The 25,936-nt window shown below is 67.2% G+C and carries 18 protein-coding genes; 9 read left to right on the forward strand and 9 right to left on the reverse strand.

The window, feature by feature from the left end; translation table 11 throughout:
- Positions 1 to 2 precede the first annotated feature (2 nt).
- From BFD71_RS20145 to BFD71_RS20160, 4 genes are read left to right on the forward strand one after another with little or no spacing between them, the layout of a single operon-like run.
- On the forward strand, positions 3 to 2,141 hold the full coding sequence (locus BFD71_RS20145; RefSeq protein WP_069266067.1) for an FUSC family protein: 2,139 nt from the start codon (positions 3 to 5) through the stop codon (positions 2,139 to 2,141).
- A gap of 37 nt (positions 2,142 to 2,178) precedes the next feature.
- Positions 2,179 to 2,388 carry a DUF1656 domain-containing protein gene (locus tag BFD71_RS20150; protein WP_027818583.1) on the forward strand — a complete coding sequence of 70 codons (210 nt, stop codon included), beginning with the start codon at positions 2,179 to 2,181 and terminating at the stop codon, positions 2,386 to 2,388.
- Positions 2,389 to 2,395: 7 nt separating this feature from the next.
- Positions 2,396 to 3,376, forward strand: coding sequence for an efflux RND transporter periplasmic adaptor subunit (locus tag BFD71_RS20155; RefSeq protein ID WP_069266183.1), 981 nt, complete (start codon positions 2,396 to 2,398; stop codon positions 3,374 to 3,376).
- Positions 3,373 to 4,917 carry an efflux transporter outer membrane subunit gene (locus BFD71_RS20160; protein WP_069266068.1) on the forward strand — a complete coding sequence of 515 codons (1,545 nt, stop codon included), beginning with the start codon at positions 3,373 to 3,375 and terminating at the stop codon, positions 4,915 to 4,917. The genes BFD71_RS20155 and BFD71_RS20160 overlap by 4 nt, the downstream gene beginning before the upstream one ends.
- Positions 4,918 to 4,930: 13 nt before the next feature.
- On the opposite strand, the gene pbpC is transcribed toward BFD71_RS20160, so the two are convergent.
- The 3 genes from pbpC to BFD71_RS20175 all read right to left on the reverse strand — a co-directional run bounded on the left by pbpC (position 4,931) and on the right by BFD71_RS20175 (position 14,379).
- Positions 4,931 to 7,141, reverse strand: coding sequence for a penicillin-binding protein 1C (gene pbpC, locus BFD71_RS20165; RefSeq protein WP_370684296.1), 2,211 nt, complete (start codon positions 7,139 to 7,141; stop codon positions 4,931 to 4,933).
- Positions 7,142 to 7,203: 62 nt separating this feature from the next.
- A complete protein-coding gene (locus BFD71_RS20170) occupies positions 7,204 to 13,254 on the reverse strand; it encodes an alpha-2-macroglobulin family protein (RefSeq protein WP_069266070.1) in 6,051 nt (2,016 codons plus the stop codon).
- 336 nt (positions 13,255 to 13,590) lie between these two features.
- The gene (locus tag BFD71_RS20175; protein WP_069266071.1) at positions 13,591 to 14,379 is read right to left on the reverse strand and encodes an SDR family NAD(P)-dependent oxidoreductase; all 789 of its coding nucleotides are present in this window, start codon (positions 14,377 to 14,379) and stop codon (positions 13,591 to 13,593) included.
- Between the two features lie 110 nt (positions 14,380 to 14,489).
- Between BFD71_RS20175 and BFD71_RS20180 the strand changes: the two genes are divergently transcribed.
- Positions 14,490 to 15,047 carry a TetR/AcrR family transcriptional regulator gene (locus tag BFD71_RS20180; RefSeq protein WP_069266072.1) on the forward strand — a complete coding sequence of 186 codons (558 nt, stop codon included), beginning with the start codon at positions 14,490 to 14,492 and terminating at the stop codon, positions 15,045 to 15,047.
- A 129-nt stretch (positions 15,048 to 15,176) separates the two neighbouring features.
- Here BFD71_RS20180 and BFD71_RS20185 read toward each other — a convergent pair whose 3' ends face one another.
- Positions 15,177 to 15,512: a DUF4148 domain-containing protein gene (locus BFD71_RS20185; RefSeq protein ID WP_069266073.1), complete on the reverse strand. Its 336-nt coding sequence runs from the start codon at positions 15,510 to 15,512 to the stop codon at positions 15,177 to 15,179.
- Between the two features lie 250 nt (positions 15,513 to 15,762).
- Between BFD71_RS20185 and BFD71_RS20190 the strand changes: the two genes are divergently transcribed.
- Together BFD71_RS20190 and BFD71_RS20195 are read left to right on the forward strand one after the other, a co-directional pair.
- Positions 15,763 to 17,157, forward strand: coding sequence for a selenium-binding family protein (locus BFD71_RS20190; RefSeq protein ID WP_069266074.1), 1,395 nt, complete (start codon positions 15,763 to 15,765; stop codon positions 17,155 to 17,157).
- Between the two features lie 14 nt (positions 17,158 to 17,171).
- A complete protein-coding gene (locus BFD71_RS20195; protein WP_069266075.1) occupies positions 17,172 to 17,813 on the forward strand; it encodes a hypothetical protein in 642 nt (213 codons plus the stop codon).
- Between the two features lie 9 nt (positions 17,814 to 17,822).
- On the opposite strand, the gene BFD71_RS20200 is transcribed toward BFD71_RS20195, so the two are convergent.
- Positions 17,823 to 18,683, reverse strand: a complete 861-nt coding sequence (locus BFD71_RS20200; protein WP_069266076.1) for an oxidoreductase — start codon at positions 18,681 to 18,683, stop codon at positions 17,823 to 17,825.
- Between the two features lie 269 nt (positions 18,684 to 18,952).
- Between BFD71_RS20200 and BFD71_RS20205 the strand changes: the two genes are divergently transcribed.
- Both BFD71_RS20205 and BFD71_RS20210 read left to right on the forward strand, forming a co-directional pair.
- Positions 18,953 to 19,810: an NADPH-dependent oxidoreductase gene (locus tag BFD71_RS20205; protein ID WP_069266077.1), complete on the forward strand. Its 858-nt coding sequence runs from the start codon at positions 18,953 to 18,955 to the stop codon at positions 19,808 to 19,810.
- 65 nt (positions 19,811 to 19,875) lie between these two features.
- On the forward strand, positions 19,876 to 20,787 hold the full coding sequence (locus BFD71_RS20210) for a ketopantoate reductase family protein (protein ID WP_069266078.1): 912 nt from the start codon (positions 19,876 to 19,878) through the stop codon (positions 20,785 to 20,787).
- Between the two features lie 20 nt (positions 20,788 to 20,807).
- Here BFD71_RS20210 and BFD71_RS20215 read toward each other — a convergent pair whose 3' ends face one another.
- The 4 genes from BFD71_RS20215 to boxC all read right to left on the reverse strand — a co-directional run bounded on the left by BFD71_RS20215 (position 20,808) and on the right by boxC (position 25,864).
- Positions 20,808 to 21,257 (reverse strand): PaaI family thioesterase, encoded by a 450-nt coding sequence (locus BFD71_RS20215; RefSeq protein ID WP_069266079.1) that lies wholly within the window; start codon positions 21,255 to 21,257, stop codon positions 20,808 to 20,810.
- Positions 21,258 to 21,408: 151 nt separating this feature from the next.
- On the reverse strand, positions 21,409 to 22,668 hold the full coding sequence (gene boxA / locus BFD71_RS20220) for a benzoyl-CoA 2,3-epoxidase subunit BoxA (RefSeq protein ID WP_069266080.1): 1,260 nt from the start codon (positions 22,666 to 22,668) through the stop codon (positions 21,409 to 21,411).
- Positions 22,669 to 22,720: 52 nt separating this feature from the next.
- A complete protein-coding gene (gene boxB / locus BFD71_RS20225) occupies positions 22,721 to 24,148 on the reverse strand; it encodes a benzoyl-CoA 2,3-epoxidase subunit BoxB (RefSeq protein ID WP_069266081.1) in 1,428 nt (475 codons plus the stop codon).
- A gap of 39 nt (positions 24,149 to 24,187) precedes the next feature.
- Complete coding sequence (boxC, locus tag BFD71_RS20230; protein WP_069266082.1) at positions 24,188 to 25,864, reverse strand: 2,3-epoxybenzoyl-CoA dihydrolase; 1,677 nt, start codon at positions 25,862 to 25,864, stop codon at positions 24,188 to 24,190.
- Positions 25,865 to 25,936: the final 72 nt, after the last annotated feature.

The following is a 25,936-nucleotide window of genomic DNA, read 5'->3' on the forward strand; positions in this document are numbered from 1 at the left end:
TCATGACCTACCCCTCCATCCGCGACTGGCTCTTTTCGGTCAAGACCTTCGCCGCGTCGATGCTGGCGCTCTATATCGCGCTCAAGTTTCAGCTGCCGCGCCCCTATTGGGCGATGGCCAGTGTGTACATCGTCTCGAACCCGTTCGTGGGCGCCACGCGCTCGAAGGCGCTGTACCGCGCGCTCGGTACCGCGCTCGGCGCGGCCGCCGCCGTCGCGCTCGTGCCGCCCTTCGTCGAAACGCCGCTGCTCTTCAGCGCGATCGTCGCGACCTGGACGGGAACGCTGCTCTATCTGGCGATCTCCGACCGCACCGCGCGCAGTTACGTGTTCATGCTCGCGGGCTATACGATGCCGCTCATCGCGCTGCCCACCGTGAGCGATCCCACCACGGTGTTCGACGTGGCGATCGCGCGTACGCAGGAAATTACGGTCGGCATCATTTGCGCGAGCGTGGTGGGCAGCAACATCCTGCCTAGCCGTCTCGCGCCCACGCTCATCGAGCGCGCCGACGCGTGGTTCCGCGACGCCGCCTGGTACGGCCGCGAAACGCTCTCGGGCCATATTGCGGGCAAGGCGCTTTCGGCGTGCCGTCAACGTCTCGCCGCGACGGTCAACCAGCTCGAATTCCTGCTGAGCCAGTTGAGCTACGACCACACGCACCCCGAGATCCTCGAGCGCGCCGAGTCGCTGCGCGGGCGCATGCAGCTTTTTCTGCCGATGATCTCCGCGCTCGCCGACCCGCTCGTCGCGCTGCGCCGCGATCTGCACGTGTGGCCGGAGGGCCTCGACAGCCTGCTCGCCGACGCGGCGCGCTGGTTCGACGAACCGCTGCCCACGCGCGCCGCCGAAATGCACGACGACGCGGGCGACCCGACCGCAGAGAATCTGCGCAAGCGCATCGCGACGCTGCAGCCCGCGCGCGACGCACTCTCGAGCTGGGAAGGCGCGCTGCTCTCGAACGCACTCTGGCGGCTCGGCCAGGTGATCGACGTGTGGCAGGACTGCCGCGCGCTGCGCGCGCTCATCGCGCACGAAGCGAAAATCGGCTCGTGGCGGCCGCGCTATCGCCATTGGCGCCTTGGCGGCACCGAACGCTTCTACGATCGCGGCCTCATGGTGTTTTCGTGCCTCGTGCCGGTGAGCGCGATTCTCGTGGCCTGCTGGCTATGGGTCAGTTCGGGCTGGCACGACGGCGCGGGCGCGGTAACGCTCGCGGCCGTGGCCTGCTGCTTCTTTGCGGCATCCGACGAGCCCGCGCCGCTGGTGTTCCGCTTCTTCCTCGCCACCGCGGCGAGCGTGGTATTCGCGGGCCTCTATCTGTTCGTCGCGCTGCCCAAGGTGCACGACTTCGCGATGCTCGTGCTGCTGTTCGCGGGCCCGTTCATCCTGATCGGCACGCTCATTCCGCGCCCGGCCTTCAACATGGTGACGATGCTCGTGGCCGTGAACACGGCCACCTTCATCAGCGTGCAGAGTGCTTACGAGTCGGACTTCTTCGTCTTCCTGAACAGCAATATTGCCGGTGTGGCGGGCCTCCTGTTCGCCTACCTGTGGACGCGCGTCACGCGCCCGTTCGGCGCCGAGCTCGCGGCGCGGCGCCTCCTGCGCTCGAGCTGGAGCGATGTCGCGCTCTCGGCATCGCCCACGCCTATCGCGGACCAGCGCAACCTCACGTCACGCATGGTCGATCGCCTCATGCAGCTCATTCCGCGTCTCGCGGCTTCCGACGAGCACCGCCATCCGTCGATCGAGAGCTTCCGCGACCTGCGTATCGCGCTCAATTCGCTCGATTTGCGCCGCTCGCGCCACAAGCTCGACGGCGACGTGCCCGACGCGATCGACCGCGTGCTCGCGGGCGTGAGCGACCACTATGCGCGCTGCGCGCGAGCGAGCGAGCGCCAGGACGCCCCGTCGGCGCTGCTCTCCAGCATCGACGACGCCATGCGCCGCGTGGCGGCCCGCGCGCGCGCGCAACTGCCGCCCGCCACGCTTGCCGACGCCGATGCCCAGCCCGCGCCGCGCGCGCTCGTCTCGCAGCGCTGGCTGCGCGACACGCTGCACGCGCTGGTGGGCCTGCGCATCGCGCTCTATCCGGCCCTTGCGGCACAATCGCCTTCCAACCCGGAGGCCGCGGCATGAGCGCGCGTCCCTCTCATCCTTTTTCGAAACTCGCATCATGATCGGCGAAATCGATATCTTTGGCGTGTTCGTGCCCGCCGTGCTCGTCCTGATGCTGATTGCGTACCTCATCAATGTCGTGATCGGCAAGGTGCTCACGCGCGTCGGCTTTTACCGCCTCGTGTGGCATCGTTCCATTTTCGATCTCGGCATCTATGTCTTCGTGCTGGCTGCCGTCATCATCGTGTCGCATCGCTTCGTGAATTAACGTGAACGTGAAAAAAACCTGGTTCTCCGCAGGACAGATCCTGCTGACGCTCATCGTCGTCGTGGTCGCCGCCCTCGTGCTGTGGCGCATCGTCAACTACTACATGTTCTCGCCGTGGACGCGCGACGGCCGCGTGCGCGCCGACGTGATCCAGGTCGCGCCCGACGTGGGCGGACTCATCACCCGCGTCGACGTCGTCGACAACCAGCAGGTCAAGCAAGGCCAGGTGCTGTTCGTGATCGACCAGGCGCGCTACTCGCTCGCGCTGCGCCTCGCGCAGGCCGCGCTCGAGCAGCGCAAGGCCACGCTCGCCCAGGCGAAGCGCGAATACGCGCGCAATATCGGGCTCGGCAATCTCGTGGCGGCGGAAACGCTCGAGGAAAGCCGCACGCGCGTCGATCAGGGCGAGGCCGCGGCCGCCGACGCCCAGGTCCAGGTCGACACCGCCAGGCTCAATCTTCAGCGCACGACGATCGTGAGCCCCGTGGACGGCTATTTGAACGACCGCGCGCCGCGGGCTGGCGAATACGTCACGGCAGGCCGCGCGGTGGTCGCCGTCGTGGACATGCATTCGTTCCGCGTGGATGGCTATTTCGAGGAAACGCGCCTGCACGGCATTCAGATCGGCCAACCCGTGGAGATCACGGTGATGGGCGAGACGCGCCCGCTGCGTGGTCATGTGCAGAGCATCGTCGCGGCGATCGAGGACCGCGACCGCCAGGCGGCGCCGAACCTGCTGCCCAACGTGAATCCGGCGTTCAGCTGGGTGCGTCTCGCGCAGCGTATTCCGGTGCGCGTGGCGCTCGACGAAGTGCCCGCCGATTTCCGCATGATCGCGGGGCGAACGGCAACCGTGGCCGTGCGCACGGAAGCGAACAACGACCACCAGGCCGCCCACGCGAACAACGCAAGCGGCGCCGTCGCTTCGCAGCCCGCCATGAATGCGAGCGCCCCCGCCGCTTCCCAGGCTGCCGGAGCTTCGCAATGACACGCCGTAGTCTCTGGCGCCGCCGCTTGTCGCCCAACGTCTGGCCCAACCTCGCGCTCGCGCCGCTCACGCTCGCGCTGGGCGCGTGCATCACGCTCGGTCCCAACTATCACGTGCCGCAGGAAGCCGCGGTCAATGCGCCGCTCGCGCAAGGGCCGATCGACGGCGCGGACCATGCGCCCGTCTCGCAACTGGGCGTGCCCGCCAACTGGTGGCAGCTTTACGACGACCCCACGCTCAACGAACTCGTGCAGGAGGCGCTGAAGTCGAACACCGACCTGCGCGTGGCGGCGGCGAATCTCGCGCGCTCGCGTGCGGCGGTCGACATCGCCAATGCACAGGGCGGCTTCTCGGGCACCGCGCACGCCACCGCCGAGCGCGCGCAGGTGTCGGGCGAGCAGTACCTCCTGTTCGAAAAGGTGCCTGTCGCGACGCTGGGCGACCTCGGCGTCAACATCTCGTATGAATTCGACCTGTTCGGCAAGCTCCGGCGCGGCGTGGAAGCCGCGCGCGCCGACGACGCAGCCGTGGAAGCCGCGGCCGACCTCGCGCGCATCACCGTGGTCGCCAACGTGGCGCAGGCTTACGTGGAATCGTGCTCGGCCGCCGAGGAACTGGAGATCGCGCAGGAATCGCTCAAGCTGCAGAACGAGCGCGTGGCGCTCACCAAGCGCCTGCGCGACGCGGGCCGCGGCAACCAACCCGACGTGACGCGCGGGCAGACCCAGGCCAATACGATCGCCGCCGATATCCCGCGCTTCGAGGGACGCCGCCGCGTGGCACAGTATCAGCTCGCCATGCTGCTCGCGCGCGCCCCCAAGGACCTGCCGCCCGCCGCGCTCGCGTGCAAACGCCTGCCGAGGCTCAAGCAGCCGATTCCCGTCGGCGACGGCGCCGCGCTCCTCAAGCGCCGCCCCGACGTGCGCGAGGCGGAACGCCAGCTCGCGGCATCGACGGCGCGCATCGGTGTGGCGATCGCCGAGATGTACCCCGACGTCACGTTCGGCGCGGGCGTGGGCACGGTCGGCCTGACGAGCGATCTGTTCACCCCTGCGACCAATGCCTGGTCATTCGGACCCCTGATCAGCTGGACCTTCCCGGTCAACGGCCAGCGCGACCGCGTGCGCGCCGCGGAGGCTGCCACGGGCGGCGCGCTCGCGCACTTCGACGGCGTGGTGCTCAACGCGCTGCGCGAAACGCAGTCGAGCCTCGCGACCTACGCCGCCGACGACCTGCGCGCCGATGCACTGCGCACGGCCTATACGTCGGCGCAGCAGTCGGCGGACGAAACGCATCGTCTCTATGCGGCGGGCCGCGAACCCTTCCTCTCCGACCTCGACGCCACGCGCACGCTCACCAGTGTGCACGCACAGGTCGCCGCGGCCGAAGGCGAAGTCGCGCTCGACCAGGTGCGGTTGTTCCTCGCGCTCGGCGGCGGCTGGGAGGGCAATCAGCAATCGCTGCAGCAGCAGGGGGCGCAAGGCACGCAACCGGCTTCAGCAGCACCGGCGGCAACCGCCGCGACTGCGCCCGCGAACTAAGCTCGCCTCTCCCTCAGCGCGCCACGCCGCCTTGCGCGGCGTCGGCGCGCATCGACTTCTGCGGCTTCGCAAGCGCGCCGCGTACCTCGAAGCGCACGGTATTGGTCACCTGTCCGCTCGCATCGACGAGTTCGAGCGTGTGTTTGCCCGGCCAGGGCAGCCACGCGAGGCGCGCGGCGCCGCCCAACGCCTTGCCGTCCAGGCGCCAGTTCACGCGCGCGCTCGAGCCGGTGGCACGCTCGAACCAGACACGCTGACGCTGCGCGGGAATGTCGGGATCGAGCGCGAAAATGGTGCCGTCCACGGGGCTGCCGATTTGCGCGGGCCCACGCGCGAGATCGGCGGCATTCGATGCGAGGCCCACGAGCGGCGTGGACGTGCCCGCGATGAACCACTCGTTGCGGGATGGCTCCACGGCATTGGCGAACTGCACGCGCACGCGCTCGACACCCCGCGGCGCGGCAGGCGCGACACTCGGCACGCGCCGATGCAGATAGCCGACGATGGCGGCCCACACCGGCGCCGCGCCCGTGACGCCCGACACGTCCCACATGGGCGAGCCATCCGCGTTGCCGACCCACACGCCCACCGTATAGCGCGACGTGAAGCCCACGGTCCAGTTGTCGCGCATGTCCTTGCTCGTGCCCGTCTTGACCGCGGAAAACATGCGCGTATCCAGCGGACTGTCGAAATCGAAGGTACGCGTGCGCGCATTGTTGTCAGCGAGGACGTCCGTGACGATGAACGCCGACTCGCGGCTGAATACTCGCTTCGACGCGCTATTCGATGCGGCCTGCGCAGACGCGGGCAAATCGGCGATCGGGCTCACGACGCCGCCATTGGCCAGCGCGCGATACGCGTTCGTGAGGGTGACGAGGCTCACGTCGGCGCTGCCCAGCGCGAGGCTGAAGCCGTAGTAGTCGCCCGCCTGCGTGAGCGGCAAGCCGAGCGCCGTGAGCGTCTTCGCGAATCGATGCGGCGTCACCATCACGAGCGTGCGCACGGCCGGCACGTTCAGCGACGAGCCGAGCGCGGTGCGCACGCTCACCCAGCCCTTGAAGCCCTTGTCGTAGTTCTGCGGCATATAGAGGCCGCCGCCCGCCGCGAGATCGAGCGGGGCGTCGTCGAGCAGCGAGGCGGTCGTCACGCGGCGCTCGTCGATGGCCTCGGCGTAGAGAAAAGGCTTGAGCGTCGAGCCCGCCTGGCGCAGCGCGAGCGCTGCGTCGACCTCCCGTGCCTTCGACAGGCCGCCTGACGACCCGACCCACGCGAGCACGTCGCCGGTTGCGTTATCGAGCACGACGACCGCGCCGTCCTGCACGTTGCGCGGATGCGCGCGCGCATTGAGTTCGATGAGGGTGCGCGTAAGCGTGTCGCGCGCGTAGCGTTGCAGGTTCGCGTCGAGCGTCGAGCGCACGCGCATGCCGGTCGCGGGATGCACGGCGTTCGCGATCTGGCGCGCGAAGTGTGGCGCCAGCTGCGGCGAGTTTTCGCTGCGCCCGTCGAACGAGGGATCGTCGGTGGCGATGGCCGGGCGCGCGAAGGCGATCTGCACGAAAGCATCGAGATTCGGGCAACCGCTCTCGACGTTCGCTGCGCGCATGTCGCGCAAGATGCGGCACGCGCGCGTGGCGACCTTCGTATAAGGCGCATTGGGCGCGCGGATGAGTGCGGCGGCGACGGCCGATTCGCGTTCGTCGAGCCCCGACGGCGCCTTGCCGAACAGCGTTTGCGAAAGCGCAGCAAGCCCCACGGTCTCGCCGCGAAACGGCACGAGGTTCAAATACGCCTCGAGAATCTGGTCCTTGCGCCAGGTGCGTTCGAGCCGTAGCGCGTCCACGGCTTGCACGGCCTTTTGCGCGAGCGAGCGCTGGCCCGAGTGCTTCGGGTCGTCGTCGAGCAGTCCCGTGAGCTGCATCGTGACCGTAGATGCCCCACGCGTGCGGGTACTCCACAGGTTCGCCCAGGCGGCGGCAGTCGCGCCGCGCCAGTCCACGCCGCTGTGCTCATAGAATCGTTTGTCCTCCGAAACGACAATCGCCTCGCGCAGCGCCGGCGACACGTCGGCGAGCGCGACCCAGTCGCCGCGCCGCGCGGCGTGTTCCACCCGCGTGCGCTGCAACGGCGTGCCGTCGCGCGCCAGCAGAACCCAGTCGGAGCTTTTCCACTGGCCGCGCACATCATCGAAAGTCGGCAGTGCAAGCGCGGGCAGCGGCACGAGCACGAAGCACAGCGCGGCGGCGCCGAGTGCGCACGCCGCGCGATGCCGTAGCGCGAATGGCCCGCTCACGGCGCCGCCTTCACGACCACCGGCGCATTTGGCGCGACGCCGAACGTGGCCGGCGCGTAGAGCGCCTCCACGCGCGTGGGCGGCAACCCGAAGGTGCCGACGTTGTTCAGCCGCACCGTGTACTCCACCGACACCATGCCCTTGGGCAGAAACTCATAGTACGCACGATAACCGTCGAAGCCGCGCTCGATGAACGCGGGCCACGGACCGTTCTCGTCCTGCTTCTCGCCCTGCGTCGCCACGGCCGAATCGCGCCCGAGCCCGGAGCCGAGGATCGTCGCGCCCGCGGGGATAGGGTCGTTCACGACGACCCACGTCATGTCGGTTTGTGCGTCGATGTCGAGGCGCACGCGTACGACGTCGCCGCGCGTGTACACGCCCTTCACCGTGGCGTCCACCGGCGTGATGGTCTTCGTGATGCGATAGCCTGCCGCGAACGGCGCACGCAACGCGACCGCCGCGAGGCTCTCCACCGTGGCCCATGGCTTCCCGCTTCCTTCCTGCGTCAACGTGAGGGGCACCGCCGCGTTCTGCTTTGGCCATGCTAGCAGCGTGCTGCGCACGGGCGCGTTGCGCGTCGCCGCCGTGGCCCCGCTGGCGCCCGATGCCGCTTGCGCCGCCGATTGAGCCGCCGATTGAGCCGCCGCGTTCCAGTCGACGATGCGCGACGTATCGCCGAGCTGGATCTTCGTCGCGCCCGTCACCGGGTCGTGCTCGAACACGCGCGAGAAGCGCTCGACCGCGAGCGAGCCATATGCGTTCGCCGTCGTCGTGCTCCATGCGCCGTTGCGTTGCAGCGCGAGCAGGCCCGCCACGAGCCGCGGCATTTCCTCCTTCCACGCGGGGTTGCCGACAAAGGCCAGCGCGAGGCGCGCCGCGTTGACCTCCGTGCCCGTCATCAGCCACCACAAATCGTCTTCGGCGGCCGTGGAGAAGGTCAGCTGCGTGCCTTGCCACGTGAGCCGCGCACGCAGGATCTGCTCGAGCTGCGCCAGTTTCTCCGCGCGGTCCGGCACGTCGCGCATGCGCGCGAGACTTTCCGCATAGTCGATCACCGCCGAAGTGGGCCACTGGTTCGGCGCAATCTCGATCGAGCCGAACTGGCGCGCGTTCGCCGCGCCGTAGCGCGACAGCGCATCGATGGCGGCGAGCTTGCGCAGATCCAGATCGCGGCGCGGCGCCCACGAATTGCGCTCGATGCGGCCTTCCACGAAGCGCGTGAGGCCCTCCACCATCTTGCTGCGCAAGGCGTCGGGAAGCGCGAAGCGCGGGTCGAGCTTCGACGCCTCGTCGCTTATCGTGAGCAGATACGCGGTGAGCGCGGTGCTGCCGCGGCTCGCGCTGTCGTCGGCGGGCGGGAAGTAGTTCGCGAGGCCGTCACGGTCCAGATACACCGGCAGGCGCGCAAGCTCCGCCTGCCAGCGCGCGGGGTCGCGCAAGCCGATCGCTATCGACGTCTGCTGCTCGAGGCAGGAATACGGATAGCGCGTGAACCAGCGGCGCACGCCGGGCAGGCCGTCCGCGAGCTTCGGCTGCAGCGACACCGCAATGCCGCCACGCACCGCGCCTGCACGCGTCATGCTCGCGTTGGCCGGCGGCGCAACCGGAATCGACAGCGTACCGTCCACCTGCGCGAGCGTGGCCTGCTGCACCGTCACGGGTATCGCCGCGCTCACCTGCTGGGCGAGCTTCACCGCATCCGCCGCATGCGCGCCGCCCTGCTCCGCCGCACTCACGTTCCACACGAGCGCGGGCCGCTCCGCCTCGGCGAGATCGTCGGGAACCGCAACCGTCCACGCAATCTCACGCGACGAATTGGGCGCGAGCTCCACGGTCTGCGCGGCCAGCGCGAGCGGCGGTACGTTCGGCGCGACCAGCACTTTCATCGCGCGCGCGGTCGTATTGCGCAGCGTGAACTGCGCGCGGAAGGTGTCGCCCTCGCGCACCTGTGGCGGCAGGCCCGAGATCAGCTGCAGGTCCTGCGTGCTCTCGATGGTCGCGCTGCCCGTGCCGAAACGCGCCACCCCGCTCGCCGCAATCGCGACGATGCGAAAACGCGTGATCGAGTCGTTCAGCGGCACACTCACTTGCGCCTCGCCCTTCGCATCGAGCGTAACGCGCGGGTTCCAGTAGAGCAGCGTGTCGAAGAGTTCGCGCGTCGCGCCATGCCCGCCGCCGCCGCCCGCCGGCACCGCCTTGCGCCCGAAGTGCCGCCGTCCGACGATCTCCATTTGCGCCGTCGCCGTCTCCACGCCGTAGGCGCGTTGCTGCAGCATGGCGTCGAGCAGATCCCAGCTGCGGTTGGGCATGAGTTCGAGCAGCGCTTCGTCCACGGCTGCCACGGCGATCTGCGTGCCCGCCGGCACCGGCTGGCCGCCCGGAAGCTGCACGCGCAACTGGACGTGGGACGTCGCGCGTACCGCGTAGCGTTTCGCGTCGGGCGTCACGCTCACCGCGAGGCGGTGCGCCGCGTCGCCCACGCGGATTTGCGCGAGCCCGTAGCGGAAAGCCGGCTTCGAAAGATCGACGAGCGGCGTGGGCGCCTCGTACTGGCGCCCTTCGTACCAGAACGCACGGGCCCATTCGAGCGGCGCTTTCCACCCCCAGGTGAAGAACGAATACCACGGCACTTCGTGAATACGCCCGCGCAGCGCGAGCACCGAAACGTAGACGTTGGGCCCCCACGTCTCGCTCACCTTCAGTTCGACGGTCGGATCGCGCCCGTCGAGTTGCACCACGTGCGTTTCGATGATGCCCTCGCGTTCCACGGCCACGAGCGCCGTCGCAAAGCGGAATGGCATGCGCACCTGGAACCGCGCGGTCTCGCCGGGTTCGTAGCTCGTCTTTTCGGGCAACACGTCGATGCGGTCCGTGTTCTCGCTGCCGAACCAGAGCTCGTCCTCGCGCGTGACCCATACCGAGGTCGTGGCCGTCGAGGCATGGTCGTCGCCGTCGCGCGCCGTGGCTACGAGCTGGATATTGCCCGCTTCCTTGAGCTTCGCGTCGCAGGTGAGCAAGCCGTGATCGTCGCTCGTGCCGCTGCACAGCGTGCCGAGATCGCGTGTTTCCGTGTGGTTGTCGTAGGCGTAGAAGCCGCCCACCATGCGCTTGCGCGAAGTCGTCGTGATCTTCGCCACACCGCGCACCTCGAGCTTCACGCCCGCGTGCGGCTTGCCCTGCAGATCGAGCGCGAGTGCGGTGACCGGCACGGTCCTGCCCACGGAGACCCAATGCCCCGACTTGATGCCCGCCACCACGGCAGCGGGCCAGAGCGTGGCCGCGCCGCTGATGGTCTGCACTTCGCCGTTCGGGTCCGCGAAGGTCGCTTCGAGCGCGAGGCGCTTGGGCGCGTCCACGGCCGGCAGGTTCTTCAGCACGAGCGTGCCCGCACCGTTGCGGTCGAGCGTGAGCGGCTCCTTGTCGGCCACGAGCTTCGCGACCTCGTTGTCCTCGCGCGGGCCGCTGTCCTCGTCTTCTGACGCGTTATCGGCCGGGCTCCGGCTCACATACGGTGCGAAACTGAAATCGCTGTACGTGCTGGCGAACGACGGCGTGGTGTCCTTCACGAGCGCCGAAACCTGCACAGGCAGATTCGAAGCCGCGCCGCCCGACACATAATCGATCTGCACCGCCACGCTCGCCTGCGTAGCGGCGACGAGCGGCGACGTCTTCTCGTTCTGCACGGCGATCGTGCCCTTGAGCACCGGCAAGCGGAAGGCTTCCACGCGGAAGCTGCCGCTGTCGTAGCTCATATGCATGGCGTCCGCGCTGTTGTCGGCTTCGTCGTTGCCGTCGCCTGCCGTGCTCGCGTTCGCGTCCCCGTCGTCTAGCGAGACGTCATATTCGCCGAGCTTCGCTTCGGGCGGCAACACGAAGGTCGAGTCCGCCGTATGGTCGGCGGCCCACTTCAGTGGCAGATGCCATGTCTGCCCGCTGCCGGCATGACGTATCGTCACGCGTGTGGGGTACTGCTGCGGGAGCGCGAAACCATGCATCGTCTGCGCGCGGATGTAGTGTTTCATCGACACCGTCTCTCCCGCGCGCAGCAGCGTGCGGTCAAACACGGTATGCGCGCGCACCGTGGGCTGCACGCTCGTGTCGGTCGGCACGTTGAAGCGCCACGACTCGATGCCGCGATTCCAGTCCGATTGCACGAAGGCCATGTCGGGGCCCGTTTTCGGGTCGTCGATGCGCGCCGAAACGAACAGTCCGCTAAAGCTGTTTTCGCCGCAGTCGCGACGATTCGAGAGCGGTCCGTCTATCGTCAGGAGTCCATGGGAATCCGTCTTTCCCGTGGCGAGCATCTCGCCGTTGCAATCCGATACGTGTACCTCGGCGCCGGCTACCGGTTCGCCCTTGTCGAGCGATGTGACCCACACCACGCTATTCTCGCGGCCTTGCTTGAAGTGCACGCCCACATTGGTGACGAGCACGGTCGTGCGCACGTACATGGGCGCCGGCTTGCCGAGCAAGGAGGCGCCGAGCGAAGGCGAAGCGAGTTCGATCACGTAGAAGCCCGGCTTCGGCACGGGAATGCCCACCACTTCGAACGGCCGCAACGCCTTGGGATCGGCTTTGGGCAGCGTGAGCGTCTCTACGCCTGGCTGGCCATCGAGCAGTGAGAGCGAGCGCACGTCGATGATGCGCTCCTTCGCGTCGTCGTCACCCTCGCCCGTCGTGCGCGGAATCACCACGGGCGACTTCGCGCGCGCGAGCAGCCCCGGCATCTGCTTGTCGATCGACGTCTCGCTCATGCCGAAATTGTCGAACTGGTCGACGAGGCGCATCCAGCGGCGCATGTCGGTATCGGACTGCACCGCGAGCTTCGCGAACTTCGCCTCGCCCGCGTTGAGCCCCTGCACGTGCAGGTCGGCTTCTACGTTGCGCAGCGTGACCGGCACCAGCGGCGGCGTGCCGGGCTCCGCGTAGCGCTCGATGATGCCGAAGGTCGAGGACGGGAATTTCGCGAGCGGCGGCATTGGCGCGGTCGCCGTATGCAGCGGGAAAAGATCGGCGTTCGCGAGCGCACGGCCGCTTACGTCCTTGAGCCCGGCGGGTGCGGTGATCGTAAGCGTCGCGCGCTCGGGCAAAGGCGCGGAGAACGAGATCGAGCCGACCTCGTTGTTCTTGTCATCGGGGCGGAAAGCCGGCGCGACTTCCCCCTTCGGGCCTTGCAGACGGAACTTCTGCGCGTCGGCGCGCGCAATCGGCGCGCTCAGGTCGATGCGCAGAGGCCGCAGCGGCGTGCATGGCGCCTTCGCATTCTCGCGCTCGCAACTCATGCTCGCGGTGAACGGCTCGCGCACCGTGAAATCGAAGCGGCGCTCGACGTCGTTGGGCGTGCCGTTCGGTCCGAGCACGCCCTTGCCGTACACGAGCTGCATCTTCGCGCTGGAGGGCAGCGTTTGCTGGCACGTGAGCGTGAGCACGCTCGCGCTGTCCTTTTCGAGCCGGAAATGCTTGAGCAGCGCCGCGCGCGTGGACGCATCGACAGGCTGCACCGGAATGCGGTTGCCGAGTCCGCCCGACTCGCACCACACGTGTTCGCGCACGGAAGCCGGCGTGGCGGGGCCATTGAGCTTCAGCACGAATGCCTGGTTTTCCTCTATTTCGCCGCCATAGGGACGCACGCTCAGCGGGAAGGGGCCGCCCGTGGAGAACGTGAAGCGGCGCACGCCCGTCACGACGTTGCCCGCCTGCGATTTGAGCGCGTCGACAAGCGTGACGCTGCATTGCACGTCGGGCGGCAGATCGGCCGCGAAATCATAAGCCCACGTTTTCCCGTCGATCCACCGACCCTGGCCCGCGCTGGCCGCCGCATTGCTGCATTGCAGGCGCGCGGGGTCCTTTGCATCGGGCGCGCCGAACGCCACCATGGCCTCATCGAACTTCACCACCACCTGGCGCACCTGCGCCACGGTGCCCTGCGGCGATACGCTCACCGCGCGCGCGGCGTAGGCGCGCCACGCCCACGCCATGCATAAGCCCAGCACCAGGGCAAGCGCCAACGTCCACCACCCGCCAGTTGTTCGTGTTATTCGTTGCATCGACCGGTCCTCGTTTGCGCGCGCGCCGCGTGGCCATTGCCGGGCGGCGTGCGGTGAATGGTACAGGGCGCCGCGCGCCCGCGCGCCGGGAATGGCCGGCCACGCGCTCACGCGGGAGCCTCGCGCGCAGCATTGCGCGAATCGGGCACTCGCGATATCGGAAACCGCTGATTTTGCGAACGGGTTAAGGCGAAGCGAGGACTGCTGGGAAGAGGCTGGCCGGGCTTGCGGACGCGAGCCGGTGAGAGTGGGAGCGAAGGTGCGCCGTGACGGCGGCCGCGCCTCGCGGCTCGCCATGCAACGCGGGCGGCCGCTGGCCGCCCGCAATACATCGGACTACATGGCTTCGCGATACCGCGCCGCCGGCTGCGACTGCCCGAAGTTCGCGAACATTGCGGATCGCGCCGCTTCGTAGTCATCCCACTGCTGCGCGTCGGGCAGAGGCGGGATCGTCACCGTCTCGCGCCGGTCGAAGCCCACGAGCGCCGCGTCGACGAGGTCGTCCACTTCCATCACGGCCGGCAGCGCATTCACGTCCTTGCCGGAGCGCTCCCAGATTTCGGTGCGCGTGGCGCCCGGCACGACGGCTTGCACGTACACGCCCTTGCCGCCGAGTTCCAGATTCAACGACTGCGAGAAATACAGCACGAACGCCTTCGTCGCGCCGTACACGCTCGAGCGAAACTCGGGTGCGAGGCCAATGACGGAGCCGACATTCACGATCGCCCCCTTGCCTTCGCGCGCGAAACGCGGCGCGACTGCCGCGGCGAGGCGCGCAACCGCCGTGACGTTCAGACCAATGAGGCCGGCCACGGCGTCCGGGCCCTGCTCGACGAACGTGCCCGGCAGGCTCGCACCCGCGTTATTGATGAGCACACCGATGCGTGCGTCATCGGCAAGCCGCGCCTCTAACAGCGCAAGATCCGCGTGCGAGGCCAGATCGGCGCGAACGACATCCACGTTCACACCATCGCGCTCGCGCAGGCGCGCAGCGAGGTCTTCCATGCGGGCGCGATCGCGCGCCACCAGCACGAGGTCATGACCGCGCTTTGCGAAACGGTCGGCGTAGACGGCGCCGATACCCGTGGACGCGCCAGTGATCAAGACAGCAGGTTTAGCAGACATCGAAACTTCTCCTTGGGAATTCTGTTTTCATGATGAGCATCATGTAAACAGAATCATGATGACCATCATATATAATGTCAAGCGTCGAATGATGGAGAGCGGAGAGAACAATGAGGGTCAGTCGCGAACAGGTAGAAATGAATCGCCAGCAGATCCTGCAAGCCGCCGGCCGCCTTTTTCGCGAGCACGGCTACGATGCGGTCACCGTCGCGGACGTGATGAGCGCCGCCGGTCTGACGCACGGCGGCTTCTATGGCTATTTCAAATCGAAGGACGAGTTGATCGCGCAAACGCTCGCCCACGTCTTTGCCCAGGGCGAAGGCGGCGATTCCGATCTGGTGCGCTATGCGGCGCGCTACCTCAGTGCCGAACATCGCGACAACGTGGCGGACGGCTGCCCGACCGCGGCGCTCGCAGCCGAGACCGCGCGGCAAACGCCGGAAGCGCGCGCCGTCATGGCGGCCGGTCTGGAGCGTCAAATCGAGCGCCTGAGCAGGGGCATGAACGGCGCCAGCGGCGCAGCGGCGCGCCAGGCGGCGATCGGCGGCTGGGCCGCGATGGTGGGCGCGGTCGTGCTTGCGCGGCTGTGCGACGATCCCGTGCTATCGAATGAGATCCTCGAGTCCACACGCAAGTGGATTGGCGAGCGTGGGGCGCCGCGCGACTAAAACGAAAAGCGGCCGATATGTGCGCCGTGTAAGCAAGCAGCAAATGAATCAGCCCGCGACGGCGCTTTCGTGCCGTCGCGGGCTGATTATCTTCACGCGGTATGAATCGGCTTCCTGCCGCCGTAAAACTCAGTGCGCGTTATATACCGGCGGCGAATAGCTGCTAACCGCGCCGTCGGTACGTGCACCGCTTTCCGAAGAGCCGCTGGTGGCCGGGCCATAGCCGGTTGCCTGCGCAACGGCCCCACCGTTTTGTGCATTCACTCGCGCCTGGGCTTGTTGCAGATCCGCGGGGTAATACAGGTCGTTCACCGAGGGACGATAACCCGCGGCTTCGAGCTGCTTCAGCTCACTACGCACCTCGGCACGCGTCACAGGACCATTGGTGCCTTGCGACTGTGCAAATGAAATGGCCGGCACTGCAAGCACCGCAGCGATCGCAACGGCCTTGATGAGCGTTCTCATGACTAACCTCCAGTAACTTGAAATCGGCGCAGCGGCTTGTCTGCATCCGTTGAGTACAAGTCTAGGAACGTTGACCTCGCGAATAAATGCTGCAAAAGCGAATTTACTATTCCCGCAGCGCACCTAATCGGTTTTCACTGCTCCAATGCATAAGCTTCTATCCGAATGGAATATGGAACACGTATGCAACGCACTGTGCCACTCTGATGCATGATAGGGGCTCTTCCGAATCTTCGATGAGGGGGCAGCAATGGCGACGTGGCAACCGGACCCGACCTTCTACCCGTCTGCGCGCATGGCAGGCGAAGCCCCAGCGGAGACACTGGCATACGTCGCCAGCTTCGACCCCACGCGCAGCGTGCCCGATTCGCTCGACGTGGTCGATCTGGACCCCCGCTCGCCGGAATTCGGGCGCATCGTGCATCGGCTGGCAATGCCCAACGTCGGCGACGAGCTCCACCATTTCGGCTGGAACGCCTGCAGTTCGTGCCTGTGCCCCAACGCCCCCCACGCGCATACCGAGCGCCGCTATCTCATCGTGCCCGGTCTGCGCTCGTCGCGCATTCATATTGTCGACACCAAGCCTGACGCGCGCCGCCCGCATATCGCGCGCGTGCACGAGCCCGAGAGCGTCGCGCAGCGCGCGGGCTACACGCGCCCGCACACCGTGCATTGCGGGCCGGATGGCATTTATGTGACGTCGCTTGCGAACGCGCAAGGCGAGGCGCCCGGCGGCGTCTTCCTGATGGACCACGAGAGCTTCGATATTCTCGGCCAGTGGGAGATCGACCGCGGCCCGCAACAGCTCGCCTACGACGGCTGGTGGCACCTCGGCTACGACACGCTCGTGACGAGCGAGTGGGGACTGCCCGCGACTTTCGAAAACGGCCTCGTGCCCGAGGTCCTGCTCGGCGGCCAGTATGGCCATCGCCTGCACTTCTGGGATCTGCATACGCGCCAGCACAAGCAGGTGCTCGACTTCGGCGCGGAAAACCAGCTCGTGTTCGAGCTGCGCCCCGCGCACAATCCCACGCGCCCCTACGGTTTCGTGAACTCCGTGATCAGCCTGAAGGACCTCTCGGCCTCGATCTGGCAGTGGTATCTCGACGGCGACCAGTGGGCCGCACGCAAGATCATCGAAATTCCGGCCGAGCCGGCCGATCCCGAGCATCTGCCGCCCTTGCTCAAGGGATTTGCAGCAGTGCCGCCGCTCGTCACCGATATCGCGCTCTCGCTCGACGACCGCTTCCTCTACGCGGCGTGCTGGGGAACGGGCGATTTGCGCCAATACGATGTGTCGGACCCTGAGAACGCGCGCCTGACGGGTTGCGTGCGTATCGGCGGCATCGCCGCGCGCGCGGCGCATCCGTTCGCGCCCGAGCGCGCGCTGAACGGCGGCCCGCAAATGGTCGAAGTGAGCCGCGACGGCCGGCGCGTCTATTTCAGCAACTCGCTTTATGGCGCGATCGACGCGCAGTTCTATCCCGAAGGCATCGACGGCTGGATGGTGAAGCTGGACGCCGCGCCCGAAGGCGGCCTCGAATTCGACGAGCGCTTCTTCGTCGAATGGCCGAAGTCGCACCGGCCGCACCAGATCCGGCTCGAAGGCGGCGACTGCTCATCCGATTCGTACTGCTACCCATAAGCGCGGAGCACGATATGGAGGAGGTCTTCGGCGCGCACTGGGGCGCCTGGGCGGCCGTGGTGGGCAGCGGCGTCTTTCACGGCGTGAATCCGGCGATGGGCTGGCTCTTCGCGACCGCGCTCGGGCTGCAGCGCGGGAGCCGCACAGCGCTGCTGCTCGCCTTGCCGCCCATCGCGCTCGGTCACGCCGCGTCCATTCTGCTGTTCACGAGTTCCACCGCGGCGCTCGGCGCGCATCTGCCCGGCGCGGCGCTGCACGCGTGCCTGGGCGCGCTGCTGATCGCGTGGGCCGCGTGGCAGTACGCGTACGGGCATCGGCACCGCGTGCGCGTGGGGATGACCGTGGGCTTTGCCGGGCTCGCGGCGTGGTCTGCGTTGATGGCCACGTTGCACGGCGCGGGGCTCATGCTGATGCCCGCCATGCTGCCGCTGTGCGGTGGAGCGGCCGGCGCAGCGGGCCTTGCGAACCCGCTTGCGCTGTCGTTCGCGTTCACCGCGCTGCATACCGCCACGACGCTCGCCACCACGGCCGTCATCGCGCTGCTCGCCTACGAGTATCTCGGTCTCGGCGTGCTGCGGCGAGGCTGGATCAACTTCGACTGGCTCTGGCGCGGCGCGCTCGTGGCAACGGGCACATTGCTGATCGCAACGGCGTGAGCCGCCGGCTCAACTCCCCGCCGGATAGTCCGTGCGGAGGCTCACCTCGCGCCATGCCTCGATATCGGCCAGCGCCGCGCGCAAGCGGTTCGCTACCGCATCCACGCCGAATGCGCCCAGCACGAGATGCCGCGGCGGCTTTTCGGTTTCCGTGATGCGGATCATCGCCTGCGCCGCGCGCACCGGATCGCCCGGCTGATGCCCGCTGCCTTGCGCCGTGCGCTGCATACGCGCGCCCGCCGTTTCGGCGTAGTCGTCGATACGGCTCGCCGTTTGCACGAGCGAGCGGCCTTCCCAGTCCGTGCGAAACGGCCCCGGCTCCACGCAGGTCACCTTGATGCCGAGCGGGGCAACTTCGGACAGCAGCGAATCGGAGAATCCCTCCACGGCGTGTTTCGAGGCAGCATAGTAGCCAGAACCCGGAAAGCCCGCGAGCCCCGCCACCGACGTAATGTTGATGACGTGGCCCTTGCGGCGCGCACGCATGCCAGGCAGCGCCGCGCGCGTGAGCGCGAACAGGCCGAATGCGTTGGCATCGAACTGTGCGCGGATCTCGCGTTCCTCGCCCTCCTCGATCGAACTCTGATAGCCGTAGCCCGCGTTGTTGACGAGCACGTCGATCGCGCCGAACTGCTTTTGCGCGGCCGCGACGGCGGCGTCGATTTGCGCGGCGTCGGTCACATCGAGCGAGACGGGCAGCAGGCGATCGCCGGCCTCGGGCGCGAGATCGTCGAGCGACGCCTTGTTGCGCGCGGTCGCCACGCACCGCCAGCCGCGCGCGAGCACGGCGCGGGCGAGTTCGCGGCCAAAGCCGGTCGAACAGCCGGTCACGAACCAGACCGGCGACGCATTCGGGGAATCAACGGACATGGGAAGGCCTCGGAAGAAGGGGCAGACAGGGCTGCCGAAGACAGGGGGAAGCGGAAGATGGCGCCGCCGCACGAAGCAGGTCGCTTTCGAACGCATGCGCAGCCTCTGATGATACCGGTCACGCACGAACTCTGCTGGCGCACCCGTGGGTCCGTGGGCCCGCGCCGGTGAACGCCTGCGCGGATCGCGCGGGCCATGTACCATACGGCGCCTGGTGCCCCGAATTTCAGCGCCACGAATCCACTGTCATTTGCCGGAGAAGAAACCCGATGTCCACCGTCACCACGCCCGCACGACCCGCTGCCGATTTCGCCGATGCTGTACGCGCCCTCGAAGCGCGCTATGGCACGCCGTGGTCCGCGCCGCTGCCGGCCTGGAACGATACGCTCGACACGCTGCTCGCGCACCGCTCGGTGCGCAACTACGCGGACCGCCCGTTGCCCGACGGCACGCTCGAAACGCTGATCGCCGCGGCGCAATCGGCATCGACCTCGTCGAACCTGCAAACGTGGAGCGTGGTTGCCATCGAAAACCCCGAACGCCGTGCGCGCCTCGCCGAGTTGGCGGGCGGCCAGTCGCACGTTCGCGCAGCACCGCTCTTTCTCGTGTGGCTCGCGGACCTCTCGCGTCTCGAAGCGGCCGGCGCGCGCAGCGGGGCGAGCGTCGAAGGTCTGCACTACATGGAGACGCTGGTCGTCGGCATGATCGACGCGGCGCTCGCCGCGCAAAACGCCGTGGTCGCGCTCGAATCGCTCGGCATGAGCGCCGTATATATCGGCGGCATCCGCAATCAGCCTGAGCAGGTTGCCGCGGAACTGGGTCTGCCGCCGCGCGTGCTCCCCGTATTCGGCATGTGCGTGGGCTATCCCGACGAAACGCGCCCTGCGGATGTGAAGCCGCGCTTGCCGCAGGAGGTCGTGCTCCATCGCGAGCAATACGACGCGCCGTCGCAAGCGGCCGCGATTGCCCGCTACGACGAAGTCATGGGCGGCTTCCAGACCGCCCAGGGATTGAGCGCGGCGGGCTGGACCTTGCGCTCGCTCGCGCGCTGGCGCAGCCGCGAATCGCTGCACGGCCGCGACCGCTTGCGTGACGCGCTCAACGCGCTCGGCTTCGAGCTGCGCTGAACGCACCGGCACGCCGCGGAACATTTCAGGCAACGAAGCACGCACGCCACACAGGAGATACGCAAATGAAAGTCGCCGTCATGGGAGCAGGCGCAGTAGGCTGCTTTTACGGCGGCATGCTCGCTCGCGCGGGACACGATGTGGTCTTGATTGGCCGGCCCCAGCATGTCGAGGCCATTACGCGCGACGGACTGCGCCTCGAAGCGCAGCAGTTCGACGAGCGCATCGGCGCGCCGCATCTCACCGCCAGCACTGAAGCCGCCGCCGTGGCGGGCGCGGACCTCGTGCTGTTCTGCGTGAAGTCGACCGATACCGAAAGCGCGGGCGCCGCGATCAAACCGCATCTTGGCGCCGGCACGCTCGTGCTCACGCTGCAGAACGGCGCGGATAACGCAGAGCGTCTGCGCACGGTGATCCCGCAGGACGTGGCGGCCGCCGTGGTCTATGTCGCCACGGAGATGGCGGGGCCCGGCCACGTACGCCATCACGGCCGCGGCGAGCTGGTGATCGAGCCTTCGCGCTCGAGCGACGCCGTTGCGCGCACGCTCATCGACGCGGGCGTGCCCACGGAAATCTCACCTAATGTACGCGGTGCGCTCTGGGCGAAGCTGATCGTGAACTGCGCGTACAACGCGCTTTCGGCGATCACGCAATTGCCTTATGGACGTCTCGTGAAGGGTGCGGGCGTGAGCGAGACGATGCGCGACATCGTCGGTGAATGCATGGCCGTCGCGCAGGCAGACGGCGTGACGCTGCCGCCGGACATGGACAGCGCCGTGACGCGCATCGCGCAGACCATGCCGGGCCAATACTCGTCCACGGCGCAGGATCTCGCGCGCGGCAAGCTCAGCGAGATCGATCACCTCAACGGCTATGTCGTGCAGCGCGGCACGGCGCTGGGCGTGCCCACGCCTGCGAACCGGATGCTGCAAACGCTCGTGCGGCTCATCGAAGACAAGGCGCGCGCGGCGATCTAGTTCGCTCCGGTCTCGTTGAGTCAGCGGTCGAACACGAGCAAGGTGGAGGTGGCGGACGCGTAAAGCTTGCCCTGTGCATCCGTGATGCTGGCCTCCGTGAAGGCCGCGCGGCGGCCGATGCTGAGCACGCGCCCTTCCGCGCGCACGGTGCCGGTGTCGGCAGTCATGGGGCGGTGGTACGCGACCTTTAGCTCTAGCGTGGTGTAGCCCTGACTCGCGTTGAGCCGCGAATGCGCCGCGCACCCGCACGCGGAATCGAGCAGCGTGGCCGCATAACCGCCGTGCACCGTGCCGATGGGGTTGTACACGTGCAGCCCGGGCGTGCCCTCGAACACGACGCGGCCCTCCTCGACTTCGACCAGCCTGAAGCCGAGCGTTTCGCCGATGGCCGGGCCACGGCTCCCGTGCAGCAAGTGCTGCAATTGTTCGACGCCGGTCAGGCCGGCGGGCATTTCGGCAACGAGGTTCATCGAGGCAGTCTCCATCTGCGGCGCGCGTCGGTTCGCAACTGTCCACGCCTGAGCGATGCGCCATCGTAACGCTTTTCGCACGATCGTGCTTAAACTATCGGGGGCCTCTCATGTGTTTCGAATCAGGCCTCGCTTCATTGCAGCGGACGTTTCAATACGTCTCGAGATGCAGCCGCCCTTCCCGCTTGAGACGATCCCACAATGCCTCCCAGCCCATGCCGTGTTTTTCGGCGATTTCCTGGAGCGCCTGCAGCACGCCATCTTCCATGCCCTTCAATCCGCAAACATAGACGTGTGTGTTGCCGTCCTTGAGCAGTTGCGCGACGTCCACGGCGCGCTCGCGCATGACGTCCTGCACATAGCGCCGCGGCTGGCCCGGCGTACGAGAGAAGGCGAGGTTCGTGTCGATGAAATCCTTCGGCAGGTTCATCAGCGGTCCGAAGTAAGGCAATTCCTGCTGCGTGCGTGCGCCGAAAAAAAGCATGAGCTTGCCGGTCGCGCCCTTGAGCCTGCGGCGGCGGCGATATTCGGTCATCGCGCGCATGGGCGCGGAGCCGGTGCCCGTGCAGATCATCAGCAGATGCGAGTTCGGATGGTTCGGCATCAGGAAGGTATTGCCGAACGGCCCGATCACGGTCACCACGTCGCCCTTCTTCAGATCGCAGAGATAGTTCGAGCACACGCCATCAGTTGCGTTGCCGCTGTGATCGCGCGTCACACGCTTCACCGTGAGCGAAACGTTGTTGTAGCCAGGGCGCTCGCCGTCGCGTGGGCTCGCAATCGAGTACTGGCGCGCGTGATGGGCTCGGCCTTCCAGGGTCGCGCCCGGCGGCAGAATGCCGATGGACTGGCCTTCCAGCACCGGGAACGGCATGGCGCCGAAGTCGAGCACGATGTGATGGATATCGCTTTCAGTGGCGTCGTCGGTGAGGCGATAGTTGCCGACCACGGTCGCCGTGGTCGGCGCCTTGTGCGTGTAGAGCTGGACATAGGGGCGCGCCGCCGACCACGGCGGCACGGTCGAGCCACGCAGCATGTCGGAGCCGCCCACGGGCGCATCGGCGGCATTCGGCGCCGCTTGCGCCTCGCCGGCCACACCGCTCGATTCCTGCGTTTCGACCGGCGCGCCCACCGATGCATTGTGCGCGGGCAGTTCGTCCCACGTGTACTGCTCGTCGATGGTGTACGTCTCGGTCTTGAGCACGTTGCGCCAGTTGTCGATCGCGCCGGTCGGGCACGGCGGCACGCACGCCATGCAGGCGTTGCAGACATCGGCCTTCACCACATAGTTGGTGCCGTCGTGCGTGATCGCGTCAACAGGGCACGTTTCCTCGCACGTATTGCAGCGTATGCAGATTTCAGGATCGATCAGGTGTTGCCTGATAATTTCCACGGGTAGCGGACCGTTCATGATTGTCTCCCACCGCGGCGCGCGAACGCGTGGCTGCGCGCCGCCGCTCCCCTCAGTTAAAGCGCACGTATTCGAAATCGACGGGCTGCCGGTTGATGCCCATGGCCGGCGGCGCGATCCAGTTGGCGAACTTGCCCGGCTCGATCACGCGGCCCATGAGCGAGGCCACATAGGCGCGGTCTTCCGCCGTGGGCAGCCATTTCGCTTCGTTCGCGGCCCATTCGGTCTCGCCGATCACGCGGCCGTCCGGCGACACGCGCACGCCCGCGAACGTGCCGATCTGGCGGTTGAAGGCCTTGTGCGGCACGGTGAGACGAGCATCGATGCCAGCTTTTTCCAGCACCTTGTTCCAGCGGTTCACGCCTGCAATCGAGTCCTTGATGTAGTCGTCGCGCAGCACTTCGTTCATGGCGTTGAGCATCGGCACCTCGCGCTCCACGAGCTTGCCGTCCTGCACGTCGAGCAAACGGTATTGCTGGCCTTCGAGCTGATGGTCGTCGTCGCGTTTGGTCTCTTCGTAGCGACCCTTCAGGCCCGAGCTATAGAAGGTCGCGGCATTCGACGAGTGATCGGCGCCGAACAGGTCGATCGTCACCGAGTAGTGGAAGTTCAGGTAACGCTGGATCGTTTCGAGGTCGATCACGCCCGCGGCGCGCAAGCGGTTCACGTCGTCGGTCTTCAGTTCGTTCATGACCTGCGCGGTGCGTTGCACGACGCGCGAGATGCCCGATTCGCCGACGAACATGTGATGCGCCTCTTCGGTCAGCATGAATTTCGTCGTACGCGCGAGCGGATCGAAGCCGGATTCGGACAGCGCCGAAAGCTGGAACTTGCCGTCGCGGTCGGTGAAGTACGTGAACATGAAAAACGCTAGCCAGTCGGGCGTTTTCTCGTTGAATGCGCCGAGAATGCGCGGGTTGTCGTCGTCTCCCGAGCGGCGCTCCAGTAATGCTTCGGCTTCCTCACGGCCATCGCGGCCGAAGTAGCGATGCAGCAGATACACCATCGCCCACAGGTGCCGGCCTTCCTCCACGTTCACCTGGAACAGGTTGCGCAGGTCGTACATGGAGGGCGCAGTGAGGCCGAGATGGCGCTGCTGCTCGACCGAGGCGGGCTCCGTGTCGCCCTGCGTGACGATGATGCGGCGCAGGTTCGCGCGGTGTTCGCCCGGCACGTCCTGCCACGCGGCCTCGCCCTTGTGTGCGCCGAAATGGATCTTGCGGTCCGCATCGCCCGGCGTGAGGAAGATGCCCCAGCGATAGTCAGGCATCTTCACGTGATCGAAGTGCGCCCAGCCGCCCGCGTCGACGCTCACCGCCGTGCGCAGATACACGTCGTAGCCGTGCGAGCCGTCTGGCCCCATGTCGCCCCACCACGAGAGGAAGTTCGGCTGCCACTGCTCGAGCGCGCGCTGCAGCGCGCGGTCGTCGGCGAGATTGACGTTGTTCGGGATCTTTTCGCTGTAATTGATCGTGGACATTGCAGTTCCTTGTGGCAAACGCCTTGGCGGAGACGGCTATCAAACGCGGGCAACGTCGAACTGCGCCTTGCTGCCCTTGCCGTACACCTTGAGCGCGCCTTTCTCGCCCACGGCGTTGGGCCGGTTGAAGATCCAGTTCTGCCACGCGGAGAGCCGGCCGAAGATGCGCGTTTCCATGGTCTCCGGCCCGTTGAAGCGCAGATTCGCCTCCAGGCCCGTGAGCGCGTCGGGCGACATGACCGCGCGCTCTTCCAGCGCGAGGCGGATTTCGTCGGGCCAGTCGATGTCGTCGGGCGAAGCCGTCACGAGGCCAAGGCGCTCCGCCTCGACAGGCTTGACCGCTTCACCGATCTTCGCGCGCACGGCGTCGAGTGGTTCGGTTTCCTCATAGAAGCGCCGCGCAAGGCGCGACTGATGCGTGACCATCGGGTAGAGGCCGAAATTCGCTTCCGAGAGCGTGATGGCCGGTGCTTCGTCTTCGTTCGCGGGCAGCGCGGCCATGTACGTGCGGTCCGCGGCGAACGCGAATTCGGCGAAGGTGCCGGCGAAGCACGAGCCCGGCTCGATCAGCGCGAACAGCGAACGCGAAGAGACATCGATGCGTGCGAGCGTGCGGCGCAGCGTGCCGATGGTCTCGCGCACGAACCAGTGGTCGCGGTGAGCGAGCAGCGCGGCGTCGGCGGCAAGCACGGTGCGCGCGTCGCCTGCGGTCTTGAGAATCCACGTGCCGATGTCGAGTTCGTTGGTGCGCATGGAGAGAATCGCGTCGTCCAGCTCGCGCGCGAACTGCAGCGGCCACCACGATGCACCAGCGGCGACGATTGATTCGATATCCGAAACAGGTGACGCGGCGGGCGCTTTCGCCGTGAACGTCGCGGTGCGCTTCGCGCGGTCGATCGTGACATCGACAGTGGCATAGCTCAGACCGCCGTCGTGCTGCACGCGTTCGATGCGCGGGAGCGCAATGCCCTGCGCGCCTGCAGGACGATCGCTCGCGGCGGCCAGCTCGAGCGCGCGCGCCTGCACGGCCTGACCGAACTGGTTCGGCTTCACGACGTCGTCCACGAGGCGCCAGGCCTTCGCGCGCTCGCCGCGTATGCCTTCCACCACAGTGCAGAAGATGTCGGCGCGATCATGGCGCACGCGGCGCTTGTCGGTGAGGCGCGTGAGGCCGCCCGTGCCAGGCAGCACGCCGAGCAGCGGCACTTCCGGCAGCGCCACCGACGACGAGCGGTCGTCCACGAGCATGATCTCGTCGCAGGCGAGCGCGAGTTCGTAGCCGCCGCCGGCACACGCGCCGTTCACCGCCGCGATGAACTTCAGGCCCGAATGGCGCGACGAATCTTCCATGCCGTTGCGCGTTTCGTTGGTGAACTTGCAGAAGTTGACCTTCCAGGCGTGAGTGGAGAGGCCGAGCATGAAGATGTTGGCGCCCGAGCAGAACACGCGGTCCTTCAGGCTGGTCAGCACGACCGTGCGCACTTCCGGATGCTCGAAGCGAATGCGCTGGAGTGCATCGTGCAGTTCGATATCCACGCCGAGGTCGTACGAGTTCAGCTTCAGCTTGTAGCCGTCGCGAATGCCGCCGTCTTCGGCGATGTCGATTCCGAGCGTCGCCACCGCGCCATTGAACGTGAGCTTCCAGTGCCGGTACTGCGAGGGATCGGTGCGGTAATCGACCCGCTGCGGGGCGACGGCGGTTTCGGCTGCGGCCATGAGCGTCTCCTGTCTACACATCGTTTCAATGAACGATAGTGCAATGGAATGCTCATGTAAAGCACATTAGTG

The sequence above is a fragment of the Paraburkholderia nodosa genome, assembly GCF_001718195.1.
In the GTDB taxonomy this organism is placed as follows: domain Bacteria; phylum Pseudomonadota; class Gammaproteobacteria; order Burkholderiales; family Burkholderiaceae; genus Paraburkholderia; species Paraburkholderia nodosa_A.

Bases quoted from the DNA above. Each gene is read 5' to 3' on its own strand.
- BFD71_RS20145 (WP_069266067.1), top strand. From the start codon at position 3: ATGACCTACCCCTCCATCCGCGACTGGCTCTTTTCGGTCAAGACCTTC.
- BFD71_RS20150 (WP_027818583.1), top strand. From the start codon at position 2,179: ATGATCGGCGAAATCGATATCTTTGGCGTGTTCGTGCCCGCCGTGCTC.
- BFD71_RS20160 (WP_069266068.1), top strand. From the start codon at position 3,373: ATGACACGCCGTAGTCTCTGGCGCCGCCGCTTGTCGCCCAACGTCTGG.
- BFD71_RS20170 (WP_069266070.1), bottom strand. From the start codon at position 13,254: ATGCAACGAATAACACGAACAACTGGCGGGTGGTGGACGTTGGCGCTT.
- BFD71_RS20175 (WP_069266071.1), bottom strand. From the start codon at position 14,379: ATGTCTGCTAAACCTGCTGTCTTGATCACTGGCGCGTCCACGGGTATC.
- BFD71_RS20180 (WP_069266072.1), top strand. From the start codon at position 14,490: ATGAGGGTCAGTCGCGAACAGGTAGAAATGAATCGCCAGCAGATCCTG.
- BFD71_RS20185 (WP_069266073.1), bottom strand. From the start codon at position 15,512: ATGAGAACGCTCATCAAGGCCGTTGCGATCGCTGCGGTGCTTGCAGTG.
- BFD71_RS20190 (WP_069266074.1), top strand. From the start codon at position 15,763: ATGGCGACGTGGCAACCGGACCCGACCTTCTACCCGTCTGCGCGCATG.
- BFD71_RS20195 (WP_069266075.1), top strand. From the start codon at position 17,172: ATGGAGGAGGTCTTCGGCGCGCACTGGGGCGCCTGGGCGGCCGTGGTG.
- BFD71_RS20200 (WP_069266076.1), bottom strand. From the start codon at position 18,683: ATGTCCGTTGATTCCCCGAATGCGTCGCCGGTCTGGTTCGTGACCGGC.
- BFD71_RS20205 (WP_069266077.1), top strand. From the start codon at position 18,953: ATGTCCACCGTCACCACGCCCGCACGACCCGCTGCCGATTTCGCCGAT.
- BFD71_RS20210 (WP_069266078.1), top strand. From the start codon at position 19,876: ATGAAAGTCGCCGTCATGGGAGCAGGCGCAGTAGGCTGCTTTTACGGC.
- BFD71_RS20215 (WP_069266079.1), bottom strand. From the start codon at position 21,257: ATGAACCTCGTTGCCGAAATGCCCGCCGGCCTGACCGGCGTCGAACAA.
- boxA (WP_069266080.1), bottom strand. From the start codon at position 22,668: ATGAACGGTCCGCTACCCGTGGAAATTATCAGGCAACACCTGATCGAT.
- boxB (WP_069266081.1), bottom strand. From the start codon at position 24,148: ATGTCCACGATCAATTACAGCGAAAAGATCCCGAACAACGTCAATCTC.
- boxC (WP_069266082.1), bottom strand. From the start codon at position 25,864: ATGGCCGCAGCCGAAACCGCCGTCGCCCCGCAGCGGGTCGATTACCGC.